23 protein-coding genes are annotated in these 24774 nt (G+C 71.0%); 18 read left to right on the top strand and 5 right to left on the bottom strand.

Features of this window, described 5'->3' with window-relative positions; genetic code table 11:
- The first annotated feature begins 11 nt into the window (after positions 1 to 11).
- Complete coding sequence (locus tag ACGFIO_RS32220; RefSeq protein WP_392831919.1) at positions 12 to 1679, top strand: putative bifunctional diguanylate cyclase/phosphodiesterase; 1668 nt, start codon at positions 12 to 14, stop codon at positions 1677 to 1679.
- Here ACGFIO_RS32220 and fxsT read toward each other — a convergent pair.
- Positions 1665 to 4082, bottom strand: coding sequence for an FxSxx-COOH system tetratricopeptide repeat protein (fxsT, locus tag ACGFIO_RS32215; protein WP_392831917.1), 2418 nt, complete (start codon positions 4080 to 4082; stop codon positions 1665 to 1667). The two genes, ACGFIO_RS32220 and fxsT, sit on opposite strands and share 15 nt — an antisense overlap.
- A gap of 54 nt (positions 4083 to 4136) precedes the next feature.
- Between fxsT and ACGFIO_RS32210 the strand changes: the two genes are divergently transcribed.
- Both ACGFIO_RS32210 and ACGFIO_RS32205 read left to right on the top strand, forming a co-directional pair.
- Complete coding sequence (locus tag ACGFIO_RS32210) at positions 4137 to 4454, top strand: STAS domain-containing protein (RefSeq protein ID WP_392831914.1); 318 nt, start codon at positions 4137 to 4139, stop codon at positions 4452 to 4454.
- Between the two features lies 1 nt (position 4455).
- Complete coding sequence (locus ACGFIO_RS32205; RefSeq protein ID WP_392831911.1) at positions 4456 to 5025, top strand: GNAT family N-acetyltransferase; 570 nt, start codon at positions 4456 to 4458, stop codon at positions 5023 to 5025.
- 254 nt (positions 5026 to 5279) lie between these two features.
- Here the strand turns inward: ACGFIO_RS32205 and ACGFIO_RS32200 are convergent, their stop codons facing one another.
- Entirely contained in the window at positions 5280 to 6620 is a 1341-nt protein-coding gene (locus tag ACGFIO_RS32200) for an MFS transporter (protein ID WP_392832045.1), read from the bottom strand.
- A 19-nt stretch (positions 6621 to 6639) separates the two neighbouring features.
- Here ACGFIO_RS32200 and ACGFIO_RS32195 point away from each other — a divergent pair, with 19 nt between their 5' ends.
- The 13 genes from ACGFIO_RS32195 (at position 6640) to ACGFIO_RS32135 (ending at position 19852) form a co-directional block, all read left to right on the top strand.
- Positions 6640 to 7605: a GlxA family transcriptional regulator gene (locus tag ACGFIO_RS32195; RefSeq protein WP_392831908.1), complete on the top strand. Its 966-nt coding sequence runs from the start codon at positions 6640 to 6642 to the stop codon at positions 7603 to 7605.
- A 116-nt stretch (positions 7606 to 7721) separates the two neighbouring features.
- Entirely contained in the window at positions 7722 to 9389 is a 1668-nt protein-coding gene (locus tag ACGFIO_RS32190; protein ID WP_392831905.1) for a GspE/PulE family protein, read from the top strand.
- 119 nt (positions 9390 to 9508) lie between these two features.
- Positions 9509 to 10645 carry a type IV pilus twitching motility protein PilT gene (locus ACGFIO_RS32185; RefSeq protein WP_392832043.1) on the top strand — a complete coding sequence of 379 codons (1137 nt, stop codon included), beginning with the start codon at positions 9509 to 9511 and terminating at the stop codon, positions 10643 to 10645.
- A 5-nt stretch (positions 10646 to 10650) separates the two neighbouring features.
- Positions 10651 to 11883, top strand: coding sequence for a type II secretion system F family protein (locus tag ACGFIO_RS32180; RefSeq protein WP_392831902.1), 1233 nt, complete (start codon positions 10651 to 10653; stop codon positions 11881 to 11883).
- Between the two features lie 108 nt (positions 11884 to 11991).
- Positions 11992 to 12492: a type II secretion system protein gene (locus tag ACGFIO_RS32175; protein WP_392831900.1), complete on the top strand. Its 501-nt coding sequence runs from the start codon at positions 11992 to 11994 to the stop codon at positions 12490 to 12492.
- A gap of 40 nt (positions 12493 to 12532) precedes the next feature.
- Positions 12533 to 13321 carry a prepilin peptidase gene (locus ACGFIO_RS32170; protein ID WP_392831897.1) on the top strand — a complete coding sequence of 263 codons (789 nt, stop codon included), beginning with the start codon at positions 12533 to 12535 and terminating at the stop codon, positions 13319 to 13321.
- Positions 13322 to 13343: 22 nt separating this feature from the next.
- Complete coding sequence (gene pilM, locus ACGFIO_RS32165) at positions 13344 to 14369, top strand: type IV pilus assembly protein PilM (protein ID WP_392831894.1); 1026 nt, start codon at positions 13344 to 13346, stop codon at positions 14367 to 14369.
- Positions 14369 to 15085, top strand: coding sequence for a PilN domain-containing protein (locus tag ACGFIO_RS32160; RefSeq protein ID WP_392831892.1), 717 nt, complete (start codon positions 14369 to 14371; stop codon positions 15083 to 15085). The genes pilM and ACGFIO_RS32160 overlap by 1 nt, the downstream gene beginning before the upstream one ends.
- Complete coding sequence (gene pilO, locus ACGFIO_RS32155; RefSeq protein WP_392831889.1) at positions 15085 to 15684, top strand: type 4a pilus biogenesis protein PilO; 600 nt, start codon at positions 15085 to 15087, stop codon at positions 15682 to 15684. Before ACGFIO_RS32160 ends, pilO begins: the two co-directional genes overlap by 1 nt.
- Before the next feature lie 106 nt (positions 15685 to 15790).
- Complete coding sequence (locus tag ACGFIO_RS32150; protein ID WP_392831886.1) at positions 15791 to 17509, top strand: putative Ig domain-containing protein; 1719 nt, start codon at positions 15791 to 15793, stop codon at positions 17507 to 17509.
- Positions 17509 to 18153, top strand: coding sequence for a prepilin-type N-terminal cleavage/methylation domain-containing protein (locus tag ACGFIO_RS32145; protein WP_392831883.1), 645 nt, complete (start codon positions 17509 to 17511; stop codon positions 18151 to 18153). The genes ACGFIO_RS32150 and ACGFIO_RS32145 overlap by 1 nt, the downstream gene beginning before the upstream one ends.
- The gene (locus ACGFIO_RS32140) at positions 18150 to 19649 is read left to right on the top strand and encodes a ricin-type beta-trefoil lectin domain protein (RefSeq protein ID WP_392831881.1); all 1500 of its coding nucleotides are present in this window, start codon (positions 18150 to 18152) and stop codon (positions 19647 to 19649) included. Before ACGFIO_RS32145 ends, ACGFIO_RS32140 begins: the two co-directional genes overlap by 4 nt.
- Positions 19646 to 19852 (top strand): hypothetical protein, encoded by a 207-nt coding sequence (locus tag ACGFIO_RS32135; protein WP_392831880.1) that lies wholly within the window; start codon positions 19646 to 19648, stop codon positions 19850 to 19852. Before ACGFIO_RS32140 ends, ACGFIO_RS32135 begins: the two co-directional genes overlap by 4 nt.
- Positions 19853 to 19982: 130 nt before the next feature.
- Here the strand turns inward: ACGFIO_RS32135 and ACGFIO_RS32130 are convergent, their stop codons facing one another.
- Positions 19983 to 21320: a PQQ-binding-like beta-propeller repeat protein gene (locus ACGFIO_RS32130; RefSeq protein ID WP_392831877.1), complete on the bottom strand. Its 1338-nt coding sequence runs from the start codon at positions 21318 to 21320 to the stop codon at positions 19983 to 19985.
- 59 nt (positions 21321 to 21379) lie between these two features.
- Between ACGFIO_RS32130 and ACGFIO_RS32125 the strand changes: the two genes are divergently transcribed.
- Together ACGFIO_RS32125 and ACGFIO_RS32120 are read left to right on the top strand one after the other, a co-directional pair.
- Positions 21380 to 22033, top strand: coding sequence for a GntR family transcriptional regulator (locus ACGFIO_RS32125; RefSeq protein WP_392831875.1), 654 nt, complete (start codon positions 21380 to 21382; stop codon positions 22031 to 22033).
- Between the two features lie 71 nt (positions 22034 to 22104).
- Positions 22105 to 22977 carry a cupin domain-containing protein gene (locus ACGFIO_RS32120; protein ID WP_392831873.1) on the top strand — a complete coding sequence of 291 codons (873 nt, stop codon included), beginning with the start codon at positions 22105 to 22107 and terminating at the stop codon, positions 22975 to 22977.
- Positions 22978 to 22981: 4 nt separating this feature from the next.
- On the opposite strand, the gene ACGFIO_RS32115 is transcribed toward ACGFIO_RS32120, so the two are convergent.
- Both ACGFIO_RS32115 and ACGFIO_RS32110 read right to left on the bottom strand, forming a co-directional pair.
- Positions 22982 to 23728, bottom strand: coding sequence for an SDR family NAD(P)-dependent oxidoreductase (locus ACGFIO_RS32115; protein WP_392831871.1), 747 nt, complete (start codon positions 23726 to 23728; stop codon positions 22982 to 22984).
- A 110-nt stretch (positions 23729 to 23838) separates the two neighbouring features.
- Positions 23839 to 24729: an LLM class flavin-dependent oxidoreductase gene (locus ACGFIO_RS32110; protein WP_392831868.1), complete on the bottom strand. Its 891-nt coding sequence runs from the start codon at positions 24727 to 24729 to the stop codon at positions 23839 to 23841.
- Positions 24730 to 24774 lie beyond the last annotated feature (45 nt).

Here is a 24774-nt window from a genome sequence, read left to right as displayed (position 1 = left end):
GTGACGAGCCGATGGGGCAGAGGACGACGATGGACCGGGTGCGGCGAGTGGTCGACGCCTGCATGGTCTTCGGATCGTTGCTCATGCTCACCTGGCCGGCCCTGTTCCAGGACCGGACCTCCCTGCTGCTGCCGATCGGCGTGGTGGCCGTCCTCGGCGTCGGCGTCATCCTGCTGGCCGAACGCTGGCCGCTGCTGCAGTACGCGCCGATCGCGTCGGCCGTGCTCATGGCCGGCTGGTGGTACCACCGGGACGGCGAGGTCTCCCCCGAGCTCACCGGGCTGCTGATCGCCGTGTCCAGCGTCATCCTGATCCGGCAGTTCCTCGGCGCCCGCACCAACGACCGGCTGATGCGCGACCTGACCAAGCAGCGCGCCATCCTCACCCGGCAGGCGTTCTTCGACCCGCTGACCGAGCTCGGCAACCGCAAGCTCTTCATGAACCACGCCACCGACGCGCTCTCCGACGCCGACGACACGATCACCGCGGTGATCCTGGTCGACCTGGACGGCTTCAAGGAGGTCAACGACACGTACGGCCACGCCGCCGGGGACGAGTTGCTGATCAAGACGGCGGAGCGGCTGAACGCCAACGTACGCGGCAACGACACCGTGTCCCGGCTGGGCGGCGACGAGTTCGTGGTGCTGCTCCCCCGGCTGACCGACGACACCGTCGCCGACACCGTCGCCAACCGGATCCTGCGGGACCTGGCCGCGCCGCTGACCGTCGGCGACACCGTGCTCAGCATCCAGGCCAGCGCCGGCATCGCCTTCGCCCGGGGCGGCGGGATGCCGGTGGACGCGGTCATGCGCGACGCCGACGTGGCCCTCTACCAGGCCAAGGCCGACGGCAAGGGCGTGGCCCGGCGGTTCGACCCGGCCCAGTTCGCACTGGCCGAGCAGCAGCGCCGGGACGAGGCCGACCTGCGCCGGGCCGCCGACGAGAACGAGTTCGAGGTGCACTACCAGCCGATCGTCGACCTGGACGGGGAGCACACGGTCGGCGTCGAGGCGCTGATCCGCTGGCGGCACCCGACCCGTGGCCTGCTCGCCCCGGCCGCCTTCCTCGACCTGGCCGAGCAGATCGGGCTGCTGCCCCGGATCGGCGGCTGGGTGCTCGAGGAGGCGTGCCGGCAGGCGGCCGGCTGGCAGCGGTCGCACCCGGGCTTCGAGCTGAACGTCAACCTGTCCGCCTCCCAGCTGAGCCGGCCCGACCTGGTCGACGAGGTGCGCGGCGTGCTGGAGCGCACCGGGCTGCCGCCGCACCTGCTGGTGCTGGAGCTGACCGAGTCGGTCGCGCTGACCGATCTGGCCGAGTCGGCGCGGGTGCTGAGCTCGCTCAAGACCCTGGGCGTACGCATCGCGCTGGACGACTTCGGCACCGGCTTCTCGTCGCTCAGCCACCTGGGCACGCTGCCGGTCGACGTGGTGAAGATCGACCGCTCGTTCGTGGCCGCGATGCAGGAGACGACGGGCGCGTCGGTGGCCGAGGCGGTGCTGCAGATCGCCCGCACCTTCGACCTGTCGCCGGTCGCCGAGGGCGTCGAGGACGCGCTGCAGGCGGCCCGGCTCCGCGAGCTGGACTGCGCTCAGGCCCAGGGCTACCACTTCGCCCGGCCGATGCCGGCCACCGACCTCACCGACCTGCTCGCCCGCCAGGACGCCCTACAGGGGCGGTAGATCGATCTCGGTCTCCAGACGTTCGCCGCGGGCCGCGCGGGCCAGGATGGGGTGGTTTTCCCCGTACGCCTTCGTGAGCGCGGTCATCTCCTGCTCCTGAGCGGTGTCGTCGCCCGCGTCCAAGGCCACGTTCCAGGCGCAGGCGGCGGTCTCCGGATGGTCGGAACCGCGTACCGTCCGCGAGCGCACCAGCGTGTCCGCCGCGATCTCCCGCGCCTGCTGCCCCTCGCCGGTGTGCCGCAGGTCGGCGGCCATCCCGTTGGCACAGGACAACGTGAACGGGTGGTCGGGGCCGACACTGCGCCGCAACCCGACCAGCGCCTCGGTGTCGATGGTCCGCGCCTCGGCGAACCGCCCGGTCGCCCGCACCACCCCGGCCAGGTTGGCCGACGCGGCCAGCGTGAACGGGTGATCGTCGCCGAGCACCGCGTGATAGCGGGCGACCACCCGTTCCAGCAGCCGGTGCGCGCCCTCCAGGTCGCCGTCGGCCCGGGCGCAGTTGGCCAGCCCGACGATCGCGCCGAGGGTCTCCGCGTTCAGGTCACCGAAACGCTGCCGGAACCGGTCCACGTTGGCCTGGGCCAGCTTGCGGGCGTGAGCCTGGCCGCGGCGGCGGGCCGCCAGCGCCACGAACCGGCGCAGCAGCAACACCATCGGGTGGTCCGAGTCCAGGCTGTGCGGCACCGACAGCACCTCGGCGGCGTGGGCGAAGTCGCCCATCCCGACCAGGTCGAAGGCCAGCGCGCCACGCGACGAGATGATCTCCGGGTGGTTCTCCACCAGCACCGACGACCGGTGCTTGAGGGTCTGCTCGTCGAGCGCCTTGGCGCCCCGGAAGTCACCGAGCAGCCGCAGGTCGGCGGCCAGGTTGTTGGCGCAGCGCAGGGCGGTCGGATAGCTGTCGCCGTAGAGCCGCCGGTAGCGCACCAGGTTGTCCGAGTCCAGCAGCCGGGCCTGCTCGAAGTGGCCCTGCATGCGCAGGTCGGCGCCGACGCTGTTGGCGGTGGCCAGGGTCGTCTCGTCGTCCCCGCCGAGCACCTCGCGCTGCAGCCGCAACGTCTGCGCGTTGAGGCCGCGGGCCTCCGGGATCCGGCCCACCGCCCGCAGCGCGTTGGCCAGGTGGAAGGAGGCCAGCAGGGTCTGCTCGTCGGTCTCGCCCACGGTGTCCTGCCAGCGGGCCACCGCCTGGCTGGCCAGGTCGCGGCTGGAGTCGTAGTCGCCGCTGGCGTAGAGGTAGCGGACGCAGTGCACGACCAGCTGGCGGGACTCCTCGCCGGCGCCGCCGAGCGCGTCCGAGTGCACCAGGTGGGGGACGATCTCGGCGTACCGGGGCCAGGCGGTGGGCGCGTCCGGGTCGCCGGGGTCGGCCGAGGCCAGCATCCCGCGCACGGCGCGCATCTGCGCGGCGTGCCGTTCCGAGCTGAGCTCCTGGGCGAGCATGCCGCGGACCAGCGGGTGCACGTGCAGGCGCTCGCCCGACGGGTCGAGGTCGGCCAGCCCGTACCGGCCGATCAGGCGCATCGCGGCGCGCAGCCGGCGCTCCAGCCGGATCGTCGGCTGCAGCTCCTCGGGCAGGTCACGGCCGCGGGCAGCCCACAGCAGCTGCCACGACACCGGGGTGCTGGCCAGGAACGCGCACATCTCCAGCAGTTGCGCGGCCGGCATCGAGGCGGCGCTCAGGGCGTCCGCGGCCAGCCCCCAGGCCACCCGGATCGGGGTGGGGAAGGCCAGCTCGGCCGCCCGCTCGTCGTACCGCCGCAGGTATTCCGCCGTGGACCAGCCGGCCGCCAGCCGCACCGCGGCCGCCTGGTGCAACGCCATCGGCACGTCCTGGAGCCGGTCGGCCAGGCGTTCGGCGTCCGCGGCGGACATCTCCGGCAGCCGCCGGCGCAGGAAGTCCACACTGTCCGCCCGGTCGAACACCGGCACCGGCATGGCCTGGGCCAGCTCCGACGTCCAGCGCGGGTTGCGCGAGGTGACCAGCACGTGCCCCGCGCCGCTGGGCAGGTACGGCTTGATGTCCTCGGGCCGGTTGGCGTTCTCGAAGACGACCAGCCAGTTCCGGTACGGCTCGCCGCGGCTCAGCGCGTCCCGGACCGCGCCCAGCGTGCGGTTGATGTCGCGGGCCTCGGGCAGACCGAGTCGCTGGGCCAGTCCGGCCAGCGAGGCGCGCATGCCCGCCGTCTGTTCCGCGGGAATCCACCAGACAAGGTCGTACGTGTCGGCGTACCGATAGGCATACTCAACCGCGAGCTGGGTTCGTCCCGTGCCACCGAGTTGGTGGTCGGCCGCCGGCAACAGTGCCACGGGACCGTTGCCGAGCAGCGTGCGAATGTCGCTGAGCAGGTCCTCCCGGCCGGCGAAGCGCGGGTTGCGCGGTGGCAGTCCACCACGGATAGGCACGGCGGGCCCCTCTCGCACAGGAATATGTCCACTACGAAAGGTAAGGCCTCACCGGTGTCCGAGGAAGTAGTGGCCAGACTGGACCGCGTTGACGATGTCGCCACGGTGACCCTGACCGGCGAGGTCGACGTGGCCACGGTCGGTCAGGTGCGGTCGGCTCTGGCCGAGGCGATCGCGGCCGGCCCGCGGTCGGTGGTCGTGGACCTGTTCGCGCTGTCGTTCATCGACTCGACCGGGCTGGGGGCGCTGATCTTCGGCTTTCAGCGGGCCCGGGACGCGGGTGTTCCGTTCCGGCTGGCCCGGCCCACGTCCGGCGTACGCCAGATCCTGGTGGTCAGCGGCGTGCTCGAGGTCGTCGAGCTGGAGGACTGAGATGCCGTCCCTGCTCGAACCGGTGGTCCGCCCCGGAACGCTGAACTCCCTGGTCCAGCCGGACATCCACGGCGCCGGCCTGACCCTGCGCCCGTGGCTGCCGTCCGACCGCGCCACCGTGGTCGCCGCCTACGCCGACCCCGGCATCCGCCAGTGGCACTGCCGCTCGATGACCAACGAGGAGGCCACCGACTGGATCGCACACTGGCCCGGCCGCTGGCGGGCCGAGTCCGGGGCCGGCTGGGCCGTGCTCGACGAGGGCAGGGTGGCCGGCCAGATCAGCCTGCGCCGCCTCGACCTGCCGCTCGGCCTGGGCGAGGTGTCGTACTGGGTGCTCCCCACGGCCCGCGGCCGCCGCGTCGCCCCGCGCGCGCTGACCACGCTGTCGGAGTGGGCGTTCGCCCGGATCGGCCTGCACCGCATCGAGGTCATGCACTCGGCCGCCAACGAGCCGTCCTGCCGGGTCGCGTCGCACGCCGGCTTCCGGCACGAGGGCACCAAGCGCTCCGAGATGCGCCACACCGACGGCTGGCACGACATGCACCTGCACGCCCGCCTCGCCACCGATTGAGAACTTCAAAGGATCGAGTTTCCCGCGTCCGTCGGGGTACAGACCGTATGCTCCCGCGGGCTCCAGGTCCGGGGAGTCGACGAAGCCGACCGGGTCGGCCAGGGCCGCGGCACGGTCCTGGGGCCGGTCGAGTCGCGCCGTTCGGCCACGCTTTCCCGGGCCACGACCCCGACGAGGGCGAACGCTACATATGCGGGAGCTCCGAGCGGTCTGCGGCGCCCCGAGCTGTCGTCGAACCAGGCCGCCGCCGAGGGTCAGGCTGATTCGGCGGGGACGGCCAGGCCGATGCCGGGGGCGACCGGCTTGAGGTGGCGGCCGGCCAGGAGGGCCAGGCTGAGCAGGGCGGCCAGGATGGCCAGGGCGCCGGCGCCGTACCAGGCCAGGTCGTAGTCGCCGAGGCGGTCGCGCAGGGTGCCGGCCACGAGGGCGGCCGCGGCCGCGCCGAACTGGTGGGAGGCGAAGACCCAGCCGAAGACCACGGCGCCGCGGTCGCCGAAGTACTCGCGGCAGAGGGCGACCGTCGGCGGGACCGTGGCCACCCAGTCGAGGCCGTAGAACAGGATGAAGAGCACCATGCTGGGGTGTGCGGTCGCCGCGAACAGGGACGGCAGGACCAGCAGGGACAGGCCGCGCAGGGCGTAGTAGCCGCCGAGCAGCAGGCGGCTGTCGACCCGGTCGGTGAGCCAGCCGGAGGCGATCGTGCCGACGATGTCGAACAGGCCGACCAGGGCGAGCAGGCCGGCGGCGGTGGTCTCGGCCATGCCGTGGTCGTGGGCGGCGGGGATGAAGTGGGTGCCGACCAGGCCGTTGGTGGTGGCGCCGCAGATCGCGAAACCGCCCACGAGGAGCCAGAACGGGCCGGTTCGGGATGCTTCGCGCAGGGCGCTCAGCGCGTTGCGGGCGGCGTTCCCGGAGGGAACCACGGGTGTGGGAGCGTCGGCGCCGTAGGCGAAGACGTTCAGGTCGGACGGGTGGTCGCGCAGGCGCCACAGGATCAGGGGTACGACGGCCAGCGCCGCGAACGCGACGGTCAGGGCGGCCGTCCGCCAGCCGGAGTGTTCGGACAGGTTGGCCAGGACCGGCAGGAAGATCAGCTGGCCGGCCGCTCCCCCGGCGGTGAGCACACCGGTGACCAGGCCGCGGTGTTTGACGAACCAGCGGCCGGTGACCGTGGCCACGAAGGCCAGCGCCATCGAGCCGGTGCCCAGCCCGACCAGCACGCCCCAGCAGAGGATCAGCTGCCAGCTGGCGGTCATGAACACCGTGAGCCCGGATCCGGCCGAGACCAGCAGCAGCGCCACGGTGACGACCCGGCGGATGCCGAACTGGTCCATCAGCGCGGCGGCGAACGGCGCGGTCAGCCCGTACAGCAGCAGGTTGATCGAGACGGCGGCGGAGATCGTCCCGAGCGACCAGCCGAATTCCTCGTGCAGCGGGGTGAGCAGGACGGACGGGGTGGCCCGGAAGCCGGCCGCGCCGATCAGCGCGATGAACGCGGCGACGGCGACGAGCCAGGCGGGATGGACCCGACGAAGTGTGGTCACGTGACGAGTCTCCGCATCGGGGCACGGACGGACGAGTGGCCGGGAGGCCATCATGCGCAAGAATCGGGCCATGAGACATCGCGTCACCGTTCTCGCCCTCGACAACGCCGTCACCTTCGACCTGGGGGTGCCCGGGCAGGTGTTCAGCTCGGCCCGGGACGAAGACGGTCAAAATCTCTACGCGGTACGCGTGTGCAGCCCGCACCCGATCCGGACGACGGCGGGCTTCACCGTGACGACCGATTACGGGCTGGAGGCGCTGGAGACCGCCGACACGGTGCTCGTCCCGGGCGTGGGCCGCGACTCCGACCCGGTACGAAACGGTTTCGTTCAGCCCGAGGTCGTCCGGGCGCTGCGGGCAGCGTACACCCGCAATGCCCGCATTGTTTCGGTCTGCACCGGCGCGAGCGTGCTGGCGGCGGCGGGCCTGCTCGACGACCGGCCGGCGGCGAGCCACTGGGCCTACGCGGACCAGCTGCGGACCCACTATCCGCAGGTCAAGTGGGACTTCGACGCGCTCTTCCGGGACGACGGCGACGTGCTCACCTCGGCCGGGGTGGCCGCCGGCATCGACCTCTGCCTGCACATCGTTCGCGGTGACCACGGCAGCCGGGTGGCCAACCGGGCCGCCCGCAGTTGCGTGGTGCCGTCGGTCCGGGACGGCGGGCAGGCCCAGTTCATCGAGCGCCCGGTGCCGGTCACGGCCGGCGCCGGCACGGCGGCCACCCGGGAGTGGACGCTGGACCGGCTGGGCGAGCCGGTCACGCTGGAGGAACTGGCGGCACACGCGCGGATGAGCGTACGCACGTTCACCCGGCGCTTCCGCTCCGAGACCGGCCTCAGCCCGGCCCGCTGGCTGCTGCAACAGCGGGTGGCGCACGCCCGTCTGCTGCTGGAGTCGACCGACCTGGCGGTGGACGTGGTGGCCCGGCGGGCCGGCCTGGGCAGCGCGTCCGCCCTGCGCCAACATCTGCACAGCACGATCGGGGTGTCGCCCTCGGCGTACCGGCGCACCTTCCGGCTATCCACCACGTAATCGTCCGATTAGCGGCAAACTGGGTGAGTAAGCCGTGTTCCTCGCCCAAGAGTGGTAGCCCTGGGCGGTATCCGGGGCCTGGATACCGCCCAGGGCTACCACTGGAAGTGGATGTCGTGGATCAGACCTTTCGCCCGCTGCTCGACGCCCTGAAGCAGATCGGCGTCGACGCGGCCGCGGTGGACTCCGCCGCGGAGGAGGCGCAGCGGAGCGGCCGGTCGGTGCGCGCGGTCCTGATCAACGACTCGGTGGTCACCGAGGAGCAGCTGACCGAGGCCGCGGCCAAGGCGTTCGGCATCAACACGCTGGACCTGGTCGGCTACAACCCGGATCCGACCGCCCTCAAGCGCATCCCGCTGCCGGTGGTGCTGCGGCACCGGGTGCTCGGCCTGTCGATGAGCGACGGCGAGATCGTGGTCGGCGTGACCGACCCGGGCGACGTGGTCGCGCTGGACGACGTGCGGGCGGCCACCGGCCTGACCGTGCGGCCGGTGGTGGTGGCCCGCAGCGAGGTCCGGCGGATCATCGAGCGGCTGCAACGTGAGGACAGCGACCTCGGCGATCTCGGCGACAGTTCGCTGGACGACCAGTCGGGGATGGCCGCGCAGGCGGCGGGGGCCGACGACGCCCCGATCGTGCGGTACGTGAACAGCCTGATCGAGCAGGCCGTCCAGAACCGCGCGTCCGACCTGCATCTGGAGCCGACCGAGGACGACATGCGGGTGCGGTACCGGATCGACGGCGTGCTGCACGAGGTGGACACCGTCCCGCGCAACGGCATGGCCGCCCTGATCTCCCGGCTCAAGATCATGTCGGGCGTCGACATCACCGAGAAGCGGATCCCGCAGAACGGCCGGATCACCGCGCTGATCCGGGACCGCACGGTCGACCTGCGTACCGCGACCTTGCCGACGGTGTGGGGCGAGAAGATCGTGCTCCGGGTCCTGGACACCGGCGGCATCGACCTCGACCTGGCCAAGCTGGGCTTCACCGAGCACAACCTGAGCCGGTTCGCCGAGTCGTTCGGCAAGCCGCACGGCATGGTGCTGGTCACCGGGCCGACCGGGTCGGGCAAGTCGACCACGCTGTACGCCACCCTGGGCAAGATCAGCCGGCCCGAGATCAATGTGATCACGGTCGAGGACCCGGTCGAGTACCGCCTCCGGGGCATCAATCAGGTGCAGGTCAACGCCAAGGCCGGGCTGACCTTCGCCGCGGTGCTGCCGGCCATCCTGCGCTCCGACCCGGATGTGGTGCTGATCGGTGAGATCCGGGACGGCAACACCGCCCAGATCGCGGTCGAGGCGTCGCTCACCGGCCACCTGGTGCTCTCCACGCTGCACACCAACGACGCGCCGGGCGCGGTCACCCGGCTCACCGAAATGGGCATCGAGCCGTTCCTGGTCGGGTCGTCGCTGGACTGCGTGCTGGCCCAGCGGCTGGCCCGCCGGCTGTGCGACTGGTGCAAGGAGGCGTACTACCCGACCGAGGAGGAGCTGGTCGGCGCGCGCTGGCCGTTCCAGGACCTGAAGGTGCCGGACACCCTCTACCGACCGATCGGCTGCCGCAACTGCGCCAACACCGGCTACCGGGGCCGGATCGCGCTGCACGAGGTGATGCCGGTGTCGCCGGAGATCGAGTCGCTGACCATCCGGCGGTCCTCCTCCAACGAGATCCGCGAGGTCGCCGTCGAACAGGGCATGTACGACCTGCGTGCGGATGGCCTGGCCAAGGCGGCGGGCGGTCTGACCAGCGTGCGCGAGGTCTCCCGGGTGGCGATCTAGCGACGTTACCGGATTGATCGCGGGCCCGCCCAGAAACGGCGGAATAGCTGCTAAACCTCGGTCCGGCCGTGCCGAATGAGGGGGGCATCAGTACCCGCGAGAGATTGTCGGTGCCGCAGATGTACGAGGTCGACCACGACGTGCCGCAGCAGACGGCGCCGGTGGACGCGTTCGCCGCGCCCTCGGACGACCTGGCCGTGCTGGACCGGATGCTCGTCTCCCTCGTCGATTCCGGCGGCTCCGACCTGCACCTGACCGTCGGCTCACCGCCGATGATCCGGGTCGACGGCAGCCTGCGCCCGCTGCCCGGTTACGGCCGGCTCAACTCGGCCGACACGGCCCTGCTGGCCCGGGCGGCGGTGGACGCCGACCAGTGGGAGACGTTCCAGCGCCAGCACGAGATGGACTTCGCGCACAGCATCGTCGGCGTCTCCCGGTTCCGGGGCAACCTCTACATCCAGCGCAACTCGTGCGGCGCGGTCTTCCGGGCCATCCCGCACAAGATCAAGCCGCTGGACGAGCTCGGCATGCCCGAGTCGGTCGCCCGGTTCGCGCACCTGCCGCGTGGCCTGGTGCTGGTCACCGGACCGACCGGTTCGGGCAAGACCACCACCCTGGCCTCGGTTCTCGACCTGGCCAACCGCAGCCGCGCCGCGCACATCGTCACCATCGAGGACCCGATCGAGTTCCTCCACCCGCACAAGCGCAGCGTGGTCAACCAACGTGAGGTCGGCACCGATACCGAGACCTTCGCCCAGGCCCTGAAGCACGCGCTGCGCCAGGACCCGGACATCATCCTGGTCGGTGAGCTGCGTGACCTGGAGACCACCGCGACGGCGCTGACCGCCGCCGAGACCGGTCACCTGGTGCTGGCCACCCTACACACGCAGAGCGCCACCCAGACCATCGACCGGGTCATCGACATCTTCCCGCCGCACCAGCAGTTGCAGATCCGCGCCCAGCTCGCGGCCTCGCTGCAGGGCGTGGTCACCCAGGCGCTGGCGCCGAAGTCGGACGGCAAGGGCCGCGTGGTGGTGAGCGAGATCCTCACCGCGACGCCGGCCATCCGGAGCCTGATCCGCGAGGGCAAGTCCCACCAGATCCCGTCGTTCATGCAGGCCGGCGGCAACGACGGGATGTTGTCCTTCGATCAGCATCTGGCCGAGCGGGTCCGCGAGGGCCTGGTCTCGATGCCGCACGCGCTGGAGATCTGTCACTCGGCGGAAGAGCTCAAACGCCTCATCGGACGGATGTGATCGGTGTGCCCGCCACCAAGACGTTCCACTACAACAGCATCGACTCGACCGGCCGCAAGACCAAGGGCACGGTCGAGGCGGCCAATGAAGCCGCGGCGATGCACATGCTCAAGACGCGGGGCGAGGTCCCGCTCGAACTGACCGTGGCCGGCCAGGGCCTGAACCGCGATCTGAAGATCCCGGGCCTGGGCAACCGCACCAAGCTCAAGGACCTGGCGGTGTTCGCCCGGCAGTTCGCGACGATGACCTCGTCCGGCATGTCGCTGCTGCGCTCGCTGTCGATCCTCGAGGAGCAGACCTCGGCGCCGGCGCTGAAGAAGGCGGTCACCGAGGTACGCACGGACGTGGCCGGCGGTGTCTCGCTGTCGGCGGCGATGGGCAAGCACGAGAAGCAGTTCCCCCGCCTGATGGTCGCCATGGTGCGAGCCGGCGAGGCGGGCGGCATGATCGACCGGGCGCTGGAGCAGATCGCGAACAGCCTGGAGAAGGACGCGGCGCTCCGCGGCAAGATCAAGAGCGCGCTGACCTATCCGGCGATCGTGCTGTCCTTCACGTTCGTACTCATCGCCGGTGTCTTGATCTTCATCGTCCCGATCTTCGAGGACATGTTCAAGAATCTGGGCGGCGAGCTGCCCGGCATCACCCAGTTCCTGGTCGACGCCAGCCACAACATGTGGTGGATCGGCCCGCTGTTCCTGGGCATCGTCTTCGGCACCACGACCTTCGTGAAGCGCCGGCTCCGGACCAACGCGGAGTTCCGGCTGGCTATCGACCGGTTGAAGCTCAAGCTTCCGGTTTTCGGGTCGTTGTTCCGCAAGCTCGCGATGAGCCGGTTCAGCCGGAACCTGGGGCTGCTGCTCAACGTCGGCGTGCCGGTCATGCAGGCACTGTCGGTGGTCGGCGAGACGACCGGCAACGAGGTGATCGGCGCGGCCATGCGTGACGTGCAGTCGGCGGTCCGCGAGGGCCAGCCGATGTCGTCGGCGCTGCGCCACCACAAGGTCTTCCCAGAGATGGTCACGCAGATGATCGAAGTCGGGGAAGAAAGCGGCCAAATCAGTCAGATGCTGGACAAGGTTGCCGATTTCTATGACAGGGAAGTCGACAGTGCCGCCGAGTCCCTGACCGCTTCGATCGAACCGATCATGGTCCTCGTCATGGGTGCCGTGGTCGGCGGGATGGTGATCTGTCTCTACCTTCCGATGTTCACCATCTACCAGAACATCCAGAGCAACTGACGCCCTGGAGCAGCAACGACCGGTCCCTCCGGTCGACGTCGGGCGCCCGAGCCCGGAAAACAGTTCCGTCCCCGCCCTACCCCTGACGCCACACTGGAGGCACCCCCAATGCAGGACACCATCAAGCGGCTGCGGGCCAAGAAGGACGACGAGGGCTTCACCCTCATCGAGCTCCTGGTCGTTGTGGTCATCATCGGCGTGCTGGTCGCGATCGCCGTGCCGGTCTACCTGAACTACCGCCAGGGCGCGGCCGACAAGTCGGCCCAGTCCGACGTGCGCGGCGCCATCAGCGCGGTCGAGCAGTTCTACACCAACAACGGCAACACGTACCCGGCGACCAAGGCCAACACGACCGCCACCGCCGGCACCAACCTCCTGCTGGACACGCTGGCCGGCGGCGCCACCACGACGGCGACCTCCACGATCACCGTCTCGGACAAGACCGTGATCGGCTACAACTTCGTCTCGTCCGGCACCCCGGTGGTGACCTCGTACACCATCTGCGCCACCAACACCGGCGGATCGGGCAAGTGGTACAAGTACGACAGCACGGCCGGCGGCTCGGTCAAGGCCTCCACCGCGACCAGCCCCTCGCTCACCGCTTGCTGATCGCACTCCTTCCCATCACGCCGAGGCCGAGGAGGTCGACATGCCGCAGCCCATGCTGCTCTGCATCGCCGGCCTCCTCGGTCTCGCCATCGGCTCGTTCCTGAACGTCGTCATCCACCGGGTGCCCGAGGGCCTGTCCCTGGTCAAGCCCGGCTCGCACTGCCCGCACTGCGGTCACGAGATCCGCAACCGGCACAACGTCCCAGTGCTCGGCTGGTTCCTGCTGCGCGGCCGGTGCGCGGACTGCCGGGCGCCGATCAGCATCCGTTACCCCCTGGTCGAGGCGGGCACCGCGGCACTGTTCGTGGCCGTGGCGGCTCGCTTCGGGCTCTCCTGGGAGCTCCCGGCGTACCTCTATCTCGCCGCCATCGCGATCGCGCTCGCCGCGATCGACCTGGACAAACTGCGGCTGCCGGACGCCATCGTCAAGCCCTCGTACGCGGTCGCGCTGGCCCTGCTGCTGCCGGCCGCCGCGCTCGGGCACGACTGGCGCGCGATCATCCGCGGGCTGATCGCGGCGGCCGCCATGTGGATCTTCTTCGAGATCGTCGCCTTCTTCGGCGCGATGGGCGGCGGCGACGTCAAGCTCGCCCCGCTGCTCGGCTTCTACCTGGGCTGGCTCGGCTGGGGCGCGGTGGCCATCGGCGCGTTCGCCGCGTTCGTCCTCGGCGGCCTGGTCGGGGCCGGCCTGATGGCGGCCCGGCTGGCCAAACGCAAGACCCGCATCCCCTTCGGCCCCTACATGCTGGCCGGCGCGTTCCTGGCCGTGTTCGCCGCGGCGCCGATCGCCGACTGGTACCTGAACCTGCTCAACACTCCCATCGCCTGAAGAAGCCTGAGAAAGGGAACCGATGGCTGGCATCACTCCGATCGGGCTGGACATCGGCTCGTCGTCCATCCGCGCGGTCGAGGTCCGCCGCGTCAAGGACGAGCACACCCTGACCAACTTCGGGCAGGTGCCGCTCCCGCCGGGCACCGTGCAGGGCGGCATCATCGAGGACCCGGTGGTCGTCACCACCGCGCTCCGGCAACTCTGGGCGGCCTGCCGCTTCGACACCAAGAAGGTCATGCTCGGCGTGACCAACCCGCAGCTCGTGGTCCGCGAGATGTCGGTGTCCAACCTTCCGCCCAAGGAGATGCAGAGGTCGCTGCCGTTCCAGGTGCGCGACGCGCTGCCGCTGGCGGTGGAACGCTCGATCCTCGACTTCCACCCGCTGGAGGACCCGGGAACCAACCCGACCGTACGCGGCCTGCTCATCGCCATGCCCAAGGATGCCGTACTCGGTGCGGTGCAGGCGGTCGAGAAGGCCGGCCTGCACGTGGTCGGCGTCGACCTGGCCTCGTTCGCCCTGCTGCGCGCCGCCTCCCGGCTCGACGCTCAGGTCGAGGCCATTGTGGACATCGGCGCCGACGTGACCAGCGTGATCGTGCACGCCGACGGCGAGCCGCTGATCGTGCGTACCGTCCCGCGCGGCGGCGCCGAGGTGACCGAGAGCATCGCCACCCGGCTGGGCATCCCGGTGCCCGACGCCGAAGTGCTCAAGTGCCGCTTCGGCCTGCACGGCGACGGCACCCCGGATGCCGCCACCGCGGCCAGCGACGCGATCCGCCCGCTGGTCAACGAACTGCGCAGCTCGTTCACCTACCTGGCCTCGGGCGAGCGGCAGAAACAGGTCACCCGAATCTCGCTGTGCGGCGGCAGCGCGCTGATGCCCGGACTGGCCGAGCACCTGCAGCAATCGCTCAACGTCGCCGTGATGTACGCCGACAGCGCCGGCCGGCTCCGCGACACCCGCAAGGCCCGCGAGCGTGGCTTCGACAGTTTCGTCCCATCGGCCGCCGTATCAATCGGCCTGACCCTGGGAGCGGCAGCCTGATGGCCCAGACCACCCTGATGCCCCTCGACCCGGCCCTGTCCCCGCAGCAGGTCACCCGGGTGCTCTCGATCACCGCCGACCTGCTCCCCGAGGAGGTGGTCGCGGCCCGCCGTGCCCGCCGGACCCGAGGCTGGGTGCTGGCCGTGGTCGGCATGGTCGTGCTCGCCCTGGCCGGCTGGTACGTGGTCGCCGACCGCGGCACCGGTGACGCCGCGGCCGACCTCGAGTCGGTCACCGCCGAACAGTCCCGCCTGCAACGCAAGCAGACCGGCTACGGCGAGGTGGTGAACACCCAGAGCGAGAACATCGCCATCACCAAGCAGCTCAAGACCCTGATGGCCAACGACATGCAGTGGGCCGTCCTGATCGACACCCTCCGCGACACCGGCCAGGCCTCGAAGGCGACGGTGACGGGCATCAGCGCCACCCTCGTGACCGACAAGACCGGCGCACCCGCCCCGGCCCTGCCCAGCACCAGCGGCGCGGCCACGGTCGGGACGATCACCATCACCGGTACGGCACCGGACAAGCCGTCGGTGGCCCGTTACGCCGAGACCCTCAACCAGGTCAGCACGCTGGCCAACCCGTACGTGACAAGCGTGACCCAGGAGAAGGAGAAGGGCAAAGGCGTGACCTTCGGCCTGACCGTCGACGTCACCACCCGGGCGCTCTGCGGCCGGTTCACCACCCCGTGCAAGACGACCGGAGGCAACTGATGGGTGCCCGCCACGCCGACCGGCTGTGGATGATCGGCGGCGCCGCCGTCATCATCGCGCTCGGGCTGATGAGCTGGTTCTTCCTCATCAACCCGAAGTACGCCGAGGCCGCCGACCTACGGAACACCACAGAGGACACCCAGGTCCAGATCGCGGTGCTGAACAAGCGGATCGCCGACCTGGAAACCGAGAAGGCGAAGCTGCCGCAGTACCGGGCCGCGCTCAAGACCAGCCAGAACGCGCTGCCCTCGGGCTCCGGCGTGCCCGACTTCCTGCGGCAGCTGCAGAAGTCCGGCGACGCGCTGCACGTGACAGTGGGCGGCGTCAATGTGAACACCCCGACGCCGGTCGACGGCATGGCCGACGTATACACGCTGCCGATCGCCCTCACCCTCGACGGCACCGCCGGCGACCTGGGCAAGTTCCTCACCCAGCTCCAGCAGACGCAGCCGCGGGCCGTCCTGATCGACGCCGTGACACTGGCCGCGACCGGCAACGGCGACGCGGCGGCCACCTCGATCTCGTTGTCACTCAAGGCGTTCGTCGCCGTGCCGGCCGGCCAGGGCGTCCCGTCGATCACCACCACGCCGGCCAAGTAAAGGTCTCAAGTCCGCTGTCACCCGGCCGATGGGGGCCGCCGACGGCTCCGCGACGCGCAGCCGACTCTCGACGAATGGAACGGCCATGTTGACCGATCGAGGCTCTGTGCCGAAACCACCGGCACACCGCCGGTTCCGGTGGCGCGCCACCGGTGACGACGGTTTCTCCCTGCTCGAGGTGCTGGTCTCCCTCGCGGTGATCGGCACCGTGATGGCCGGCACCGCGCCGTTCCTGATCAAGTCGGTGACCGTGGTCGCGCAGCAGCGCACCCAGCAGGTCGCGGTCGAGGTGGCCAACGACGCCGTCGAACGGGCCCGCGCCCTGTCGCCCACCTCGCTGCTGGCCGGCCGGACCCTGGCCAGCGCGACCACCCAGCTGGCCACCGCGCCCGCGCAGGTGCAGTCGGTGCTGGACAGCACACAGATCAGCGCCAACTCGATCCTGACCACCCTGCTCGGCAGCTCCCCCGACGTGACCGCGCCGCTGCCGCTGACCCCGCTCCCGGTCACCATCGGCGGAGTCACCTACCAGCAGAACTGGTACGTCGGAAGCTGCTTCCAGACCAAGGCCGTCACTCCCCTGTCGGTGGTCAACACCCTGGTCGGCCTGGGCGACTGCGTCGGCACCAAGCCGATCGTGGGCATCGCCGTGCCGTACTTCCGGGTCGTGGTCGCCGTGACCTGGTCGCACAGCGCCTGCCCGGGCGGCCAGTGCGTCTACGTCACCTCGACCCTGGTCAGCCCGAGCGCCGACCCGGTCTTCGACCTCAAGCGGCCGCCGCCGGCCATCGTCAGCCCGGGTAAGCAGTCCACCTACGTCGGCGAAGCGGTGTCGATCCAGCTCGTCGCGGCCGGCGGCACCCTCCCCCGCACCTGGACGCTGACCAGCCTGCCGCCCGGCCTGACCGCCTCCAGCGGCGGGGTGATCACCGGCAATCCGACGACGGCGGGCACGTACACCGTCTCGGCCCACGTGGAGGACCGCGACAAGAACAGCGACGACGCCACCTTCACCTGGGTGGTGGCCGACCTGCCGGCGCTGACGTCGCCGGGGGCCCAGGTCTTCCGCACCCTGACCGCCGTCTCCCTGCCGGTCACCCTGACCGGCGGCCTCGCCCCGATGGTCTGGACCGCCACCGGCCTGCCCGCCGGCCTGGTCATCAACGCCAGCACCGGCGTCATCACCGGCACTCCGCTGACCACCCAGGCCACGCCACAGACGGCCACCGTCAAGGCGGCCGACAGCCTCGGCAAGAAGTCGGCCACCACCACCTTCACCTGGCGCGTGTACACCCCGGTGAAGCTGCTGTCGATCGTCACGCAGAACGCCACCAAGGGCGACAACGGCGCCTACAACCTGGGGGCGGCGGCCTCCGGCGGCCTGGCTCCGTACACGTTCTCGGCGACCGGGCTCCCGGCCGGCGTCACGATCAACGCGACCACCGGCCAGACCAGCGGCATCATCACCGCGGCGAGCCGGTACCTGGTGACCGCCACGGTCACCGACAGCCTCGGCGGGACCTCCTCGATCGTCGTCCTGGTCAACGTGGCCCCCCGGGTCGGCACCGACCTGAGGGTGATCACACCTGCCCCGGCGACCCCGAACCAGACGAGCGCCGTGGGCGCCACGGTCTCGCTGACCGCGACCGCGGGCGGCCAGTCCGGGTTGTCGTGGACCGCCTCCGGGCTGCCACCGGGCCTGGCCATGAGCACCGGGGGCGTGGTCACCGGCAAGCCGACCACGGCCGGCACGTACACGACCACGTTCACCGTCACCGGTGGCGGGCAGTCGGCCTACCTGATGTTCACCTGGACGGTGATCTGATGACGCGCCGCGACCGCCGGGACGACGCCGGCTTCTCGATGGTCGAGATCATGGTCTCGCTCAGCGTGATGAGCGTGGTGCTGGTCGTCTTCACCTCGGCGATCCTGCAGGCCTACAAGACCAGCGCCAAAGCCGAATCGATCTCGATCATCCAGGCCCAGTTGCAGAACGCCTTCCAGCGCGTCGACCGGGAGCTCCGGTACGCGTCCTGGATCAGCCCGCCGGGCCAGTTCGGCACCGCCTGGTACGTCGAGTACGCCGGCTACGACGGCAGCACCTGCGGCCAGCTCCGGCTCGAGACCGCGCCGGCGTCGACCGCCAACGACAGCACCGACGAGGCCCACGGCGTGATGCAGTGGCTCACCTGGCCCAAGGCGAGCCCGCCGGCGGCCGGTACGCCCGGCCAGACGATCGCCTCCAACCTGGTCACCCCGGACAGCGCCGGACCCTTCGAGCGGCAGGCGGCCGGGGTCGCGACCGGATCGAGCGGCACCGACTTCACGCCCGACTTCCAGCGGCTGCGGATCCGGGTCTCGGCCCAGCGCGGCGACAGCACCGCGTCCGTCGACACGACCTTCACCGCCCTGAACACGTCGCGCGACACGCCCCCGACCAACGACTGCAGCAAGGGGAGGCCGTCATGATCGGCAGATTCTGGCGGGCCCGGCGGGCCGCCCGGCGCCGGGACGAGGGCTCGATGCCGGCCGCGATGATGGTCACCCTGGTCGCGATGACCCTGAGCGCGGCGATCGCCCCGTTCGTGGCCAACCAGATCGTCAGCACCCGCACGATCTCCGCGCGTACCGACGCGCTGCAGGCCGCGCAGGCCGGCATCGACGTCGCGCTCGGGCAACTGCGCGCGGCCGCCACCGCCGGATCGGGCGACCTCGAGTCACTGCCGCCGTGCACGATGACCGGCCCGTCCATGACCGGCTCGCAGTACCAGGTCGCGATCGTCTACTACCGCCTGGCCGACGACGGCGCGCCCACACCGCAGGACTGCCCGCCGACCGACGTACCGGTGTCGGCCAAACTGACGTCGATCGGCGGCGCGGCCGGCCTGACCCTGGCCCAAGGGGCCCGCGGCACCCGCACCCTCGAGTCGACGTACACCTTCAAGACCAGCAACGAGAACATCAGCGGCGGCGCCGTCCAGCTCTCCTCGCCCACCGTCGGCGCGCTGTGCATGGACGCCGGGCTGGACACGTTTCCGGCCGCCGGCAACGTCGTCAAGGCGCAACTGTGCAAGAACGGCGGCACGGCGGTCCAGCGGTTCGCGTACACCGCCGACCTGAACATCAAACTGGTCGGCTCGGAGACGACCAGCGCACCCAGCGGAATGTGCCTCGACGTGCCCTACCCGCGGGCGCTCAACGACACCGTGAAGTTCCAGCCCTGCCTCGGGCTCAGCGCCCGCCAGCAGTGGAGCATCAACGACTCCTCCGAGTTCTCCAGCACCCGGGAGAACGCACCGGTACTGAACGACTTCTGCCTGAGCCTGCTCAACCCCGGCGTCGCGGGCAGCGACATCGTCCTGGGCTCGTGCGCCGCCGTGTCGAACAAGAACGTGTGGCGTCCGCAGGCCGGCGTCGGTGCCGGGATGTCCTCGGCGGCGACCAACCAACTGGTCAACTTCAAGCAGTTCAGCCGCTGCCTGGACGTCACCAACTTCCGGCCGGACTGGCCGTACATGATCGTCTGGTTCTGCAAGCAGGCCCCGAACGGTGTCCCGCCCTGGAACCAGGCCTGGTACCTGTCCTCAGGCGGCACGAACATCCTGCAGAAGCGGATCCGGACCATCGACGGCAGCGGCAACGGCTGGTGCCTGACCACGCCCGGCTCGGTAGCCGCGTCGACCTACGCGACCCTCACCTCGTGCAGCGCGACCGGCACACTCAACAGCAACCAGGTCTGGACGGTGTACGGCGACACCGGTGTCTACGCGAGCAGCTACCGCATCGTCGACAGCAACGGCTACTGCCTGACCCCGACCGACCTGACCGCCAGCCCCGCCGACACCCACACCGACGGCACGGCCAAGGTCAAGCTGGCCGTCTGCAGCAGCTCCGAGCTGCAGAAGTGGAACGCCCCGCCCGACCTGAACAAGCCGACCGCGCTCACCAACACCAAAGAGAAGTGACGGCCGACGGACAGGTCGAAGGGGCGATGCGGACCCCCGACGGGGCGTGGCGGGTGGAGATCGTCCGGCGCGGTCGCACCCGCTGGTACCGGGTCGTGCACGGCGACGAGGTGATCGACTGGCTCTCGATCACCTCGGTGGAACGGATCCTGCACGAGGCCGGCGTCGACCGCGACCAGCTGATCGAGGGGGGCGGTCAATGAAGATCAAGAGCTGGATGTCGTAGCTGGGTGGGTGGTGCGGACCGTCGCTCCCGCCGAGGGTCGCTTCGCTCCACGTGCGTGCGTGGTTGCGCTTTCGAAAAGCGCGACCACGCCCGGCAGCCGACCCGCCCTAGCTCTCCGGGAAGCGCCAGACCACGGTCGGGCCGTTCAGGGTGGGGCAGGCCAGGTAGTTGTCGTGCTGTTCGCAGCCGAACGCGGCACCGACCGCCACCACGCCGAGCGGACGCACCCGGCCGGCCCGGTCGCGGATCTCCACCCAGGTCCAGCCGGGCGCCGCGGTGTCCGGGTGCAGCAGCAGATCGCGGGTCCGGACCACGGTGCCGAGCCGCTGCAGAAGCCGCCCGGTCCGCGGGTCGCGCAACGTCACCTCGGGCGTCTCCTGATCGTCCCCGGCCAGCACGGTGTGCTCGTCGAACCGGAAGGCGAACGACAGCTCCCGGTTCGTCCAGAGCGGTTGGCCGGTGTCCGGATCGACCGCGCTGACCCCGACCGCCGACGGGTCGCCGAGGGCGCTGATCCCGGGCACCGCGCTGGCCACGCACCACACCGGGCCGCAGTCGGAGGCGAGCCCGGTCGGACCGGCCGTGCGCTGCCACAACCGGCCGAAGGGCACCAGCGAGTACGCCGTCATCGAGGCCCGCCCGGCGACCTTGCGCCGGACCACCATCCGGTTGGCGCCGACCGTGCCGATCAGCACGCCCTCGAGGTCGGGGAACTGCGCCGGGCGCAGCGGACCGCCCACGTCGCCGTGCGACAGTTCGCGCCCGGTGGCGTAGTCGAGCACGGTGACCCGGCCGTCGAACTCGGCCACCGCGACCCGGGACGGCGCGCCGTCGTAGAGGACGTCCGGCCCGAAGAAGACGCGGGCGACCAGCCGCCGCTCCCAGACCGGGTGACCGGTACGCGCATCGAGCAGCCGCAGCAGCGTCCCGTCGGGGGTGTCGGTGGTGAACAGCACGCCCGCCCGGGCGATGGTGACCGCCACAGTGTTGGCCTCGGCGCTGGTCCACAGCACGGCGCCGGTGGCGGCGTCGAGGAAGGTGATCCGCGGGTCGGTGCCGGACCGGGCCATCAGCACCCCGGCCGCGTCGCTGATCACCAGGTTCTGCACGCCCTGGGGCAGGGACACGGCCCACACCTCACGGCCGCGAATCAGGTCGTAACGGCGTACCGCGGACGAGGTGTTGGGGTTGTCGACCCCGTAGGTGGCCGTGTAGAGGGTGTCCCGGCCGAGCTCGAACGCCGCCGCCGCGGTGCCTCCGGCGGTGAGCACCTGACGCAGCACCGGCCCGGGCGGCCGGTCACCGGTCGCGCCGGCCAGCACCACGGCCACGAGGACCAGGGCGATCAGCGGACGCGGCAGCATCCGGCGCGGGCCACCGCGGCCCGGACCGGGGGACGCCGGCGGCGGGTCCACGTCCAGGTCGATCACGGGAACACCCACCATTGCCACATTCTGCTCTGCCCCGAGCGCTGCGGGTAGGTCACGGTGAGTAGGCTTACCGCATGTCTTATGCGGTACCGCCGACGAGAACGGCGGCCGTCGTCCGGCAGCTGCGCAACGAGATAGTCTCCGGCGAGCTGCCGCCCGGCACGCTGATCAAGGACGCCGAGCTGGCCGCACGCCTGGGCGTCTCCATCACGCCGGTGCGCGAGGCCATCGCCCAGCTATCCGTCGAGGGCCTGATCGACATCGCGCCGAACCGGACCAGGCACGTCACGAAGGTGACGCAGAAGAACGCGCTCGAGCTGATCGACGTGATGGGCGTGCTCGCCTGCGCCGGCTTCGAGTGGGGCGTCGAGAACCTGACCGAGACCCACCTCGACACGCTGCGCCAGCGGCAGAAGGAGTTCGTCGAGGCCCTGGCCGGCGGCAACGTGCTCGCCGCCGGTGCGGCCGGCGCCGACTTCAGCACCACGGTGATCCTGGCCAGCGGCAACCGCGAGCTGCAGTCGATGGTCGACCTGGTCGTCGCCCGGACGATGCGCATCCTCGCCATGTCGGCCGAGAGCAACCTGTGGAGCACCTGGATCGAGGGTCACGACGCGATCCTGGAGCTGCTCGAGGCGGGCGACCGTCAGGGGGCGGTGGCCCGCTACAAGCAGATCTACGTCGACTACCGCGCCAAGGTCGAGCAGGAGCTCTTCACCGACGACTAGTGCGGTGTCAATTCCCGTTGCCGACAACATCGATCGGCCGGGGCGCCGCGGAAAGTCCGTACCATAGCGCGGTGGACGTGATCAGTCAGATCGCTGGGAGCCTGCGCATGGGTGGCCAGGCGGGCGGCCACGTCTTCCGCCTCTCCGGCTCGTGGGGCGTGCGGTTCCCGGTGACCAACGGTGCCGGGTTCCACCTCATCCGGCGCGGCGCCGCCTGGCTGATCACGGCGAACCGGTCGCCGGTCGCCCTGCGGCCCGGCGATGTGGTCTTCTCGCCGACGGGCCGGGACCACGGTCTCTGCCACGGTCCGCTTCCGCTGAGCCGGTTGTCCGCGCCGCCCGCTCGGCGGCCCGACCCGGTCTCGGTCGATGCCGAGTTCGTCTGCGGCGGCTACCAGCACGTCCCGGGCCCGCTGCATCCGTTTCTCCGCAGCATGCCGGAGACCGTCGTGATGACGCCGGACTACGACCGTCATCCGTCCCTGCGCAGGCTCGTCGGCCTCGTCGCCGAGGAGATGCGGGACGGCCGGGCCGAGGCGGGGCTGATGATCCCCGCGCTGCTCGACCTCCTGCTGATCCACACGTTGCGCTGGTGGACGGAGCAGGACGACTGGTCGGCCGTGACCGATCCAGAGATCGCGGCCGCGCTCCAGGCGGTCCACGCCGATCTGCGGGCGCCGTGGACCCTGCGCCGCCTGAGCGACGTGGCCGGTATGCGGCCGGCCACGTTCTCGCGGCGGTTCACAGCCGCGGTGGGCGAGCCGCCGATGACCTATGTCATCGGCCGGCGGCTCGCGCACGGGGCCTGGCTGCTGCGGTCCACCCGGGAACCGCTGGCGGCGGTCGCGCGGCGGACCGGATACTCCAGCGAGTTCGCGTTCTCGGCCGCGTTCAGCAAGCGATTCTCGATCGCTCCCGGCCGGTACCGGCAACGCCACGGTTGATCCGTCACGACAGCAGCTGCGACCATCCACCGTCCACGGGCAACTCGGCGCCGGTGGTGAAGGTCGCGCCGAACGCGAGGAACTCCACCGCTGCCGCGATCTCCTCCGCACGGCCGAACCGTCGCATCGGGGTGGCTTCGACCATCTGCTGCTCCATGCGCGCCTTGACGTCGTCGGGCAACGGGGACCGCGCGATCATCGAGGTGCGGATGGGGCCGGGGCTGACCGCGTTGACGCGCACGCCACGCGGCAGGAATTCCGCCGCGAGACCGCGGGTCAGCGCCCGCAGCGCCGCCTTACTGGCGTCGTACGCCAGCATCGTCGGCCGCGCCATGATATTGCCGATCGAGGTGGTGAGCACTATCGCACCACCGTCCGGCAGGGCCGGCGCCAGCGCCTTGGCGGTGAAGAACGGTCCCTTGACGTTGACCGCGAATGCCGCGTCGAAACCACGCCCGGTCATCTCGGAGAACGGCGACGGCTCCGCGAGTCCGGCGTTGAGCACCAGCACGTCCAGGGTGCCGAACTCGTCGGTGACGAGCCGGGACAGCGCGTCGATTTCGGTCAGGTCTCCGGCGTCGCTCCGGACGACGCGGGCGTCGTCACCGAGTATCGCGCGCGCTTCCGCCAGGGAGGCCGGCGTCTGCCCGGTAACCATCACCCGCATGCCACGGTCGAGGAACCGCTGGGCGACAGCGCGCCCCATGCCGTTGGTGCCGCCGGTGATCAGTGCCGTCTTCGCAGTATTCACCTGAACAGGACATCAAGGCGGGGCCGGGGCGCACCATGTCGGATCTGCGCACAGCGATATGAATTCGGGCCCGACGGCCGGGACGCCGTATGGCCGCCGGGCCCGGCCGCTCAGGCCAGCGCCTTGAGCAGGGCGGGCAGATGGTCGAGGGCGGGAGGGCGCAGGGCGTAGCGGGTGATGCCCCAGCGCCGCTCATGTTCGCGGATCTGCCCGGCGATCTCCTCGATCGTGCCGACCAGGATGAACGGCACCTGCCGGAGCTCGTCGACGGTCAGCCCGGTGTCGGCGGCGAACTCGGCCAGCGCGGCCGGCGCGTCGTCGGTGACCTCGAACTGTTGCACCAGCGCCTCCAACACCTTGCCGCGCAACGGCGCCACGTGCTCGTCGATCTGGTCGAGACGCCAGCGCACCTCGTGGTCGCGCCCGTCGGCCTTGGTCTTGCCCAGCCCGGAGAGCCCGACGATGTCCGCCTCCTCGGCGGCCCAGCGCAGCAGCCGGGAGTTGCCCCCGCCGAACAGCAGCGGCACCTTCTCTTGCACCGGCCGCGGCGCGGTCAGCCTGGCCCCGGTCATCCGCAGCACCGCACTGTCTACTGTGACCTCGTCGCCGGCCAGCAGGCGGCGGGTCGCCTCGGCCACCGCGATGCAGCGGTCGACCCGGCCGCGCACGTCGGGGCGGGTCTGCCCGACCCACTCCCACTCGGCCGGGTTGTGCCCGGCGCCGATGCCGAGCAGCGCCCGGCCGCCGGACACCACGTCCAGCGTCGCCACGTCGGCGGCGAGCAACATCGGCTCGCGGACGCCGGCGTTCACCACGTACGCCCCGAGTTTGATCGTGCTGGTCACCGCGGCCGCCGCGGCCAGGGCGACGTGCGGCGCCGGGCCCAGGCCGGGGTGGTCGGGGGTGAGCAGGGTGTCGAAGCCGTTGGCCTCGGCCGTACGCGCGGTCTGGATCCACTCGGCGGCGTTCTGCGGGACGGCCTGGAAGGCGAAAGCGGTCATACCCAGCACCCTGCCCGCCGCGGCCGGGGGCGGTAACCCCTGTTC

This window comes from Actinoplanes sp. NPDC049265, from assembly GCF_043197135.1.
Lineage (GTDB): Bacteria > Actinomycetota > Actinomycetes > Mycobacteriales > Micromonosporaceae > Actinoplanes.
The sequence above is the reverse complement of the archived record's forward strand: the minus strand, read 5'-3'. Positions and strand labels throughout refer to the sequence as shown.

Bases quoted from the DNA above. Each gene is read 5' to 3' on its own strand.
- ACGFIO_RS32185 (WP_392832043.1), top strand. From the start codon at position 9,509: ATGTACGAGGTCGACCACGACGTGCCGCAGCAGACGGCGCCGGTGGAC.
- ACGFIO_RS32110 (WP_392831868.1), bottom strand. From the start codon at position 24,729: ATGACCGCTTTCGCCTTCCAGGCCGTCCCGCAGAACGCCGCCGAGTGG.
- ACGFIO_RS32170 (WP_392831897.1), top strand. From the start codon at position 12,533: ATGCCGCAGCCCATGCTGCTCTGCATCGCCGGCCTCCTCGGTCTCGCC.
- ACGFIO_RS32200 (WP_392832045.1), bottom strand. From the start codon at position 6,620: ATGGCCTCCCGGCCACTCGTCCGTCCGTGCCCCGATGCGGAGACTCGT.
- ACGFIO_RS32175 (WP_392831900.1), top strand. From the start codon at position 11,992: ATGCAGGACACCATCAAGCGGCTGCGGGCCAAGAAGGACGACGAGGGC.
- ACGFIO_RS32145 (WP_392831883.1), top strand. From the start codon at position 17,509: ATGACGCGCCGCGACCGCCGGGACGACGCCGGCTTCTCGATGGTCGAG.
- ACGFIO_RS32125 (WP_392831875.1), top strand. From the start codon at position 21,380: ATGTCTTATGCGGTACCGCCGACGAGAACGGCGGCCGTCGTCCGGCAG.
- ACGFIO_RS32130 (WP_392831877.1), bottom strand. From the start codon at position 21,320: ATGGTGGGTGTTCCCGTGATCGACCTGGACGTGGACCCGCCGCCGGCG.
- ACGFIO_RS32205 (WP_392831911.1), top strand. From the start codon at position 4,456: ATGCCGTCCCTGCTCGAACCGGTGGTCCGCCCCGGAACGCTGAACTCC.
- ACGFIO_RS32195 (WP_392831908.1), top strand. From the start codon at position 6,640: ATGAGACATCGCGTCACCGTTCTCGCCCTCGACAACGCCGTCACCTTC.
- ACGFIO_RS32160 (WP_392831892.1), top strand. From the start codon at position 14,369: ATGGCCCAGACCACCCTGATGCCCCTCGACCCGGCCCTGTCCCCGCAG.
- pilO (WP_392831889.1), top strand. From the start codon at position 15,085: ATGGGTGCCCGCCACGCCGACCGGCTGTGGATGATCGGCGGCGCCGCC.
- ACGFIO_RS32220 (WP_392831919.1), top strand. From the start codon at position 12: ATGGGGCAGAGGACGACGATGGACCGGGTGCGGCGAGTGGTCGACGCC.
- ACGFIO_RS32140 (WP_392831881.1), top strand. From the start codon at position 18,150: ATGATCGGCAGATTCTGGCGGGCCCGGCGGGCCGCCCGGCGCCGGGAC.
- pilM (WP_392831894.1), top strand. From the start codon at position 13,344: ATGGCTGGCATCACTCCGATCGGGCTGGACATCGGCTCGTCGTCCATC.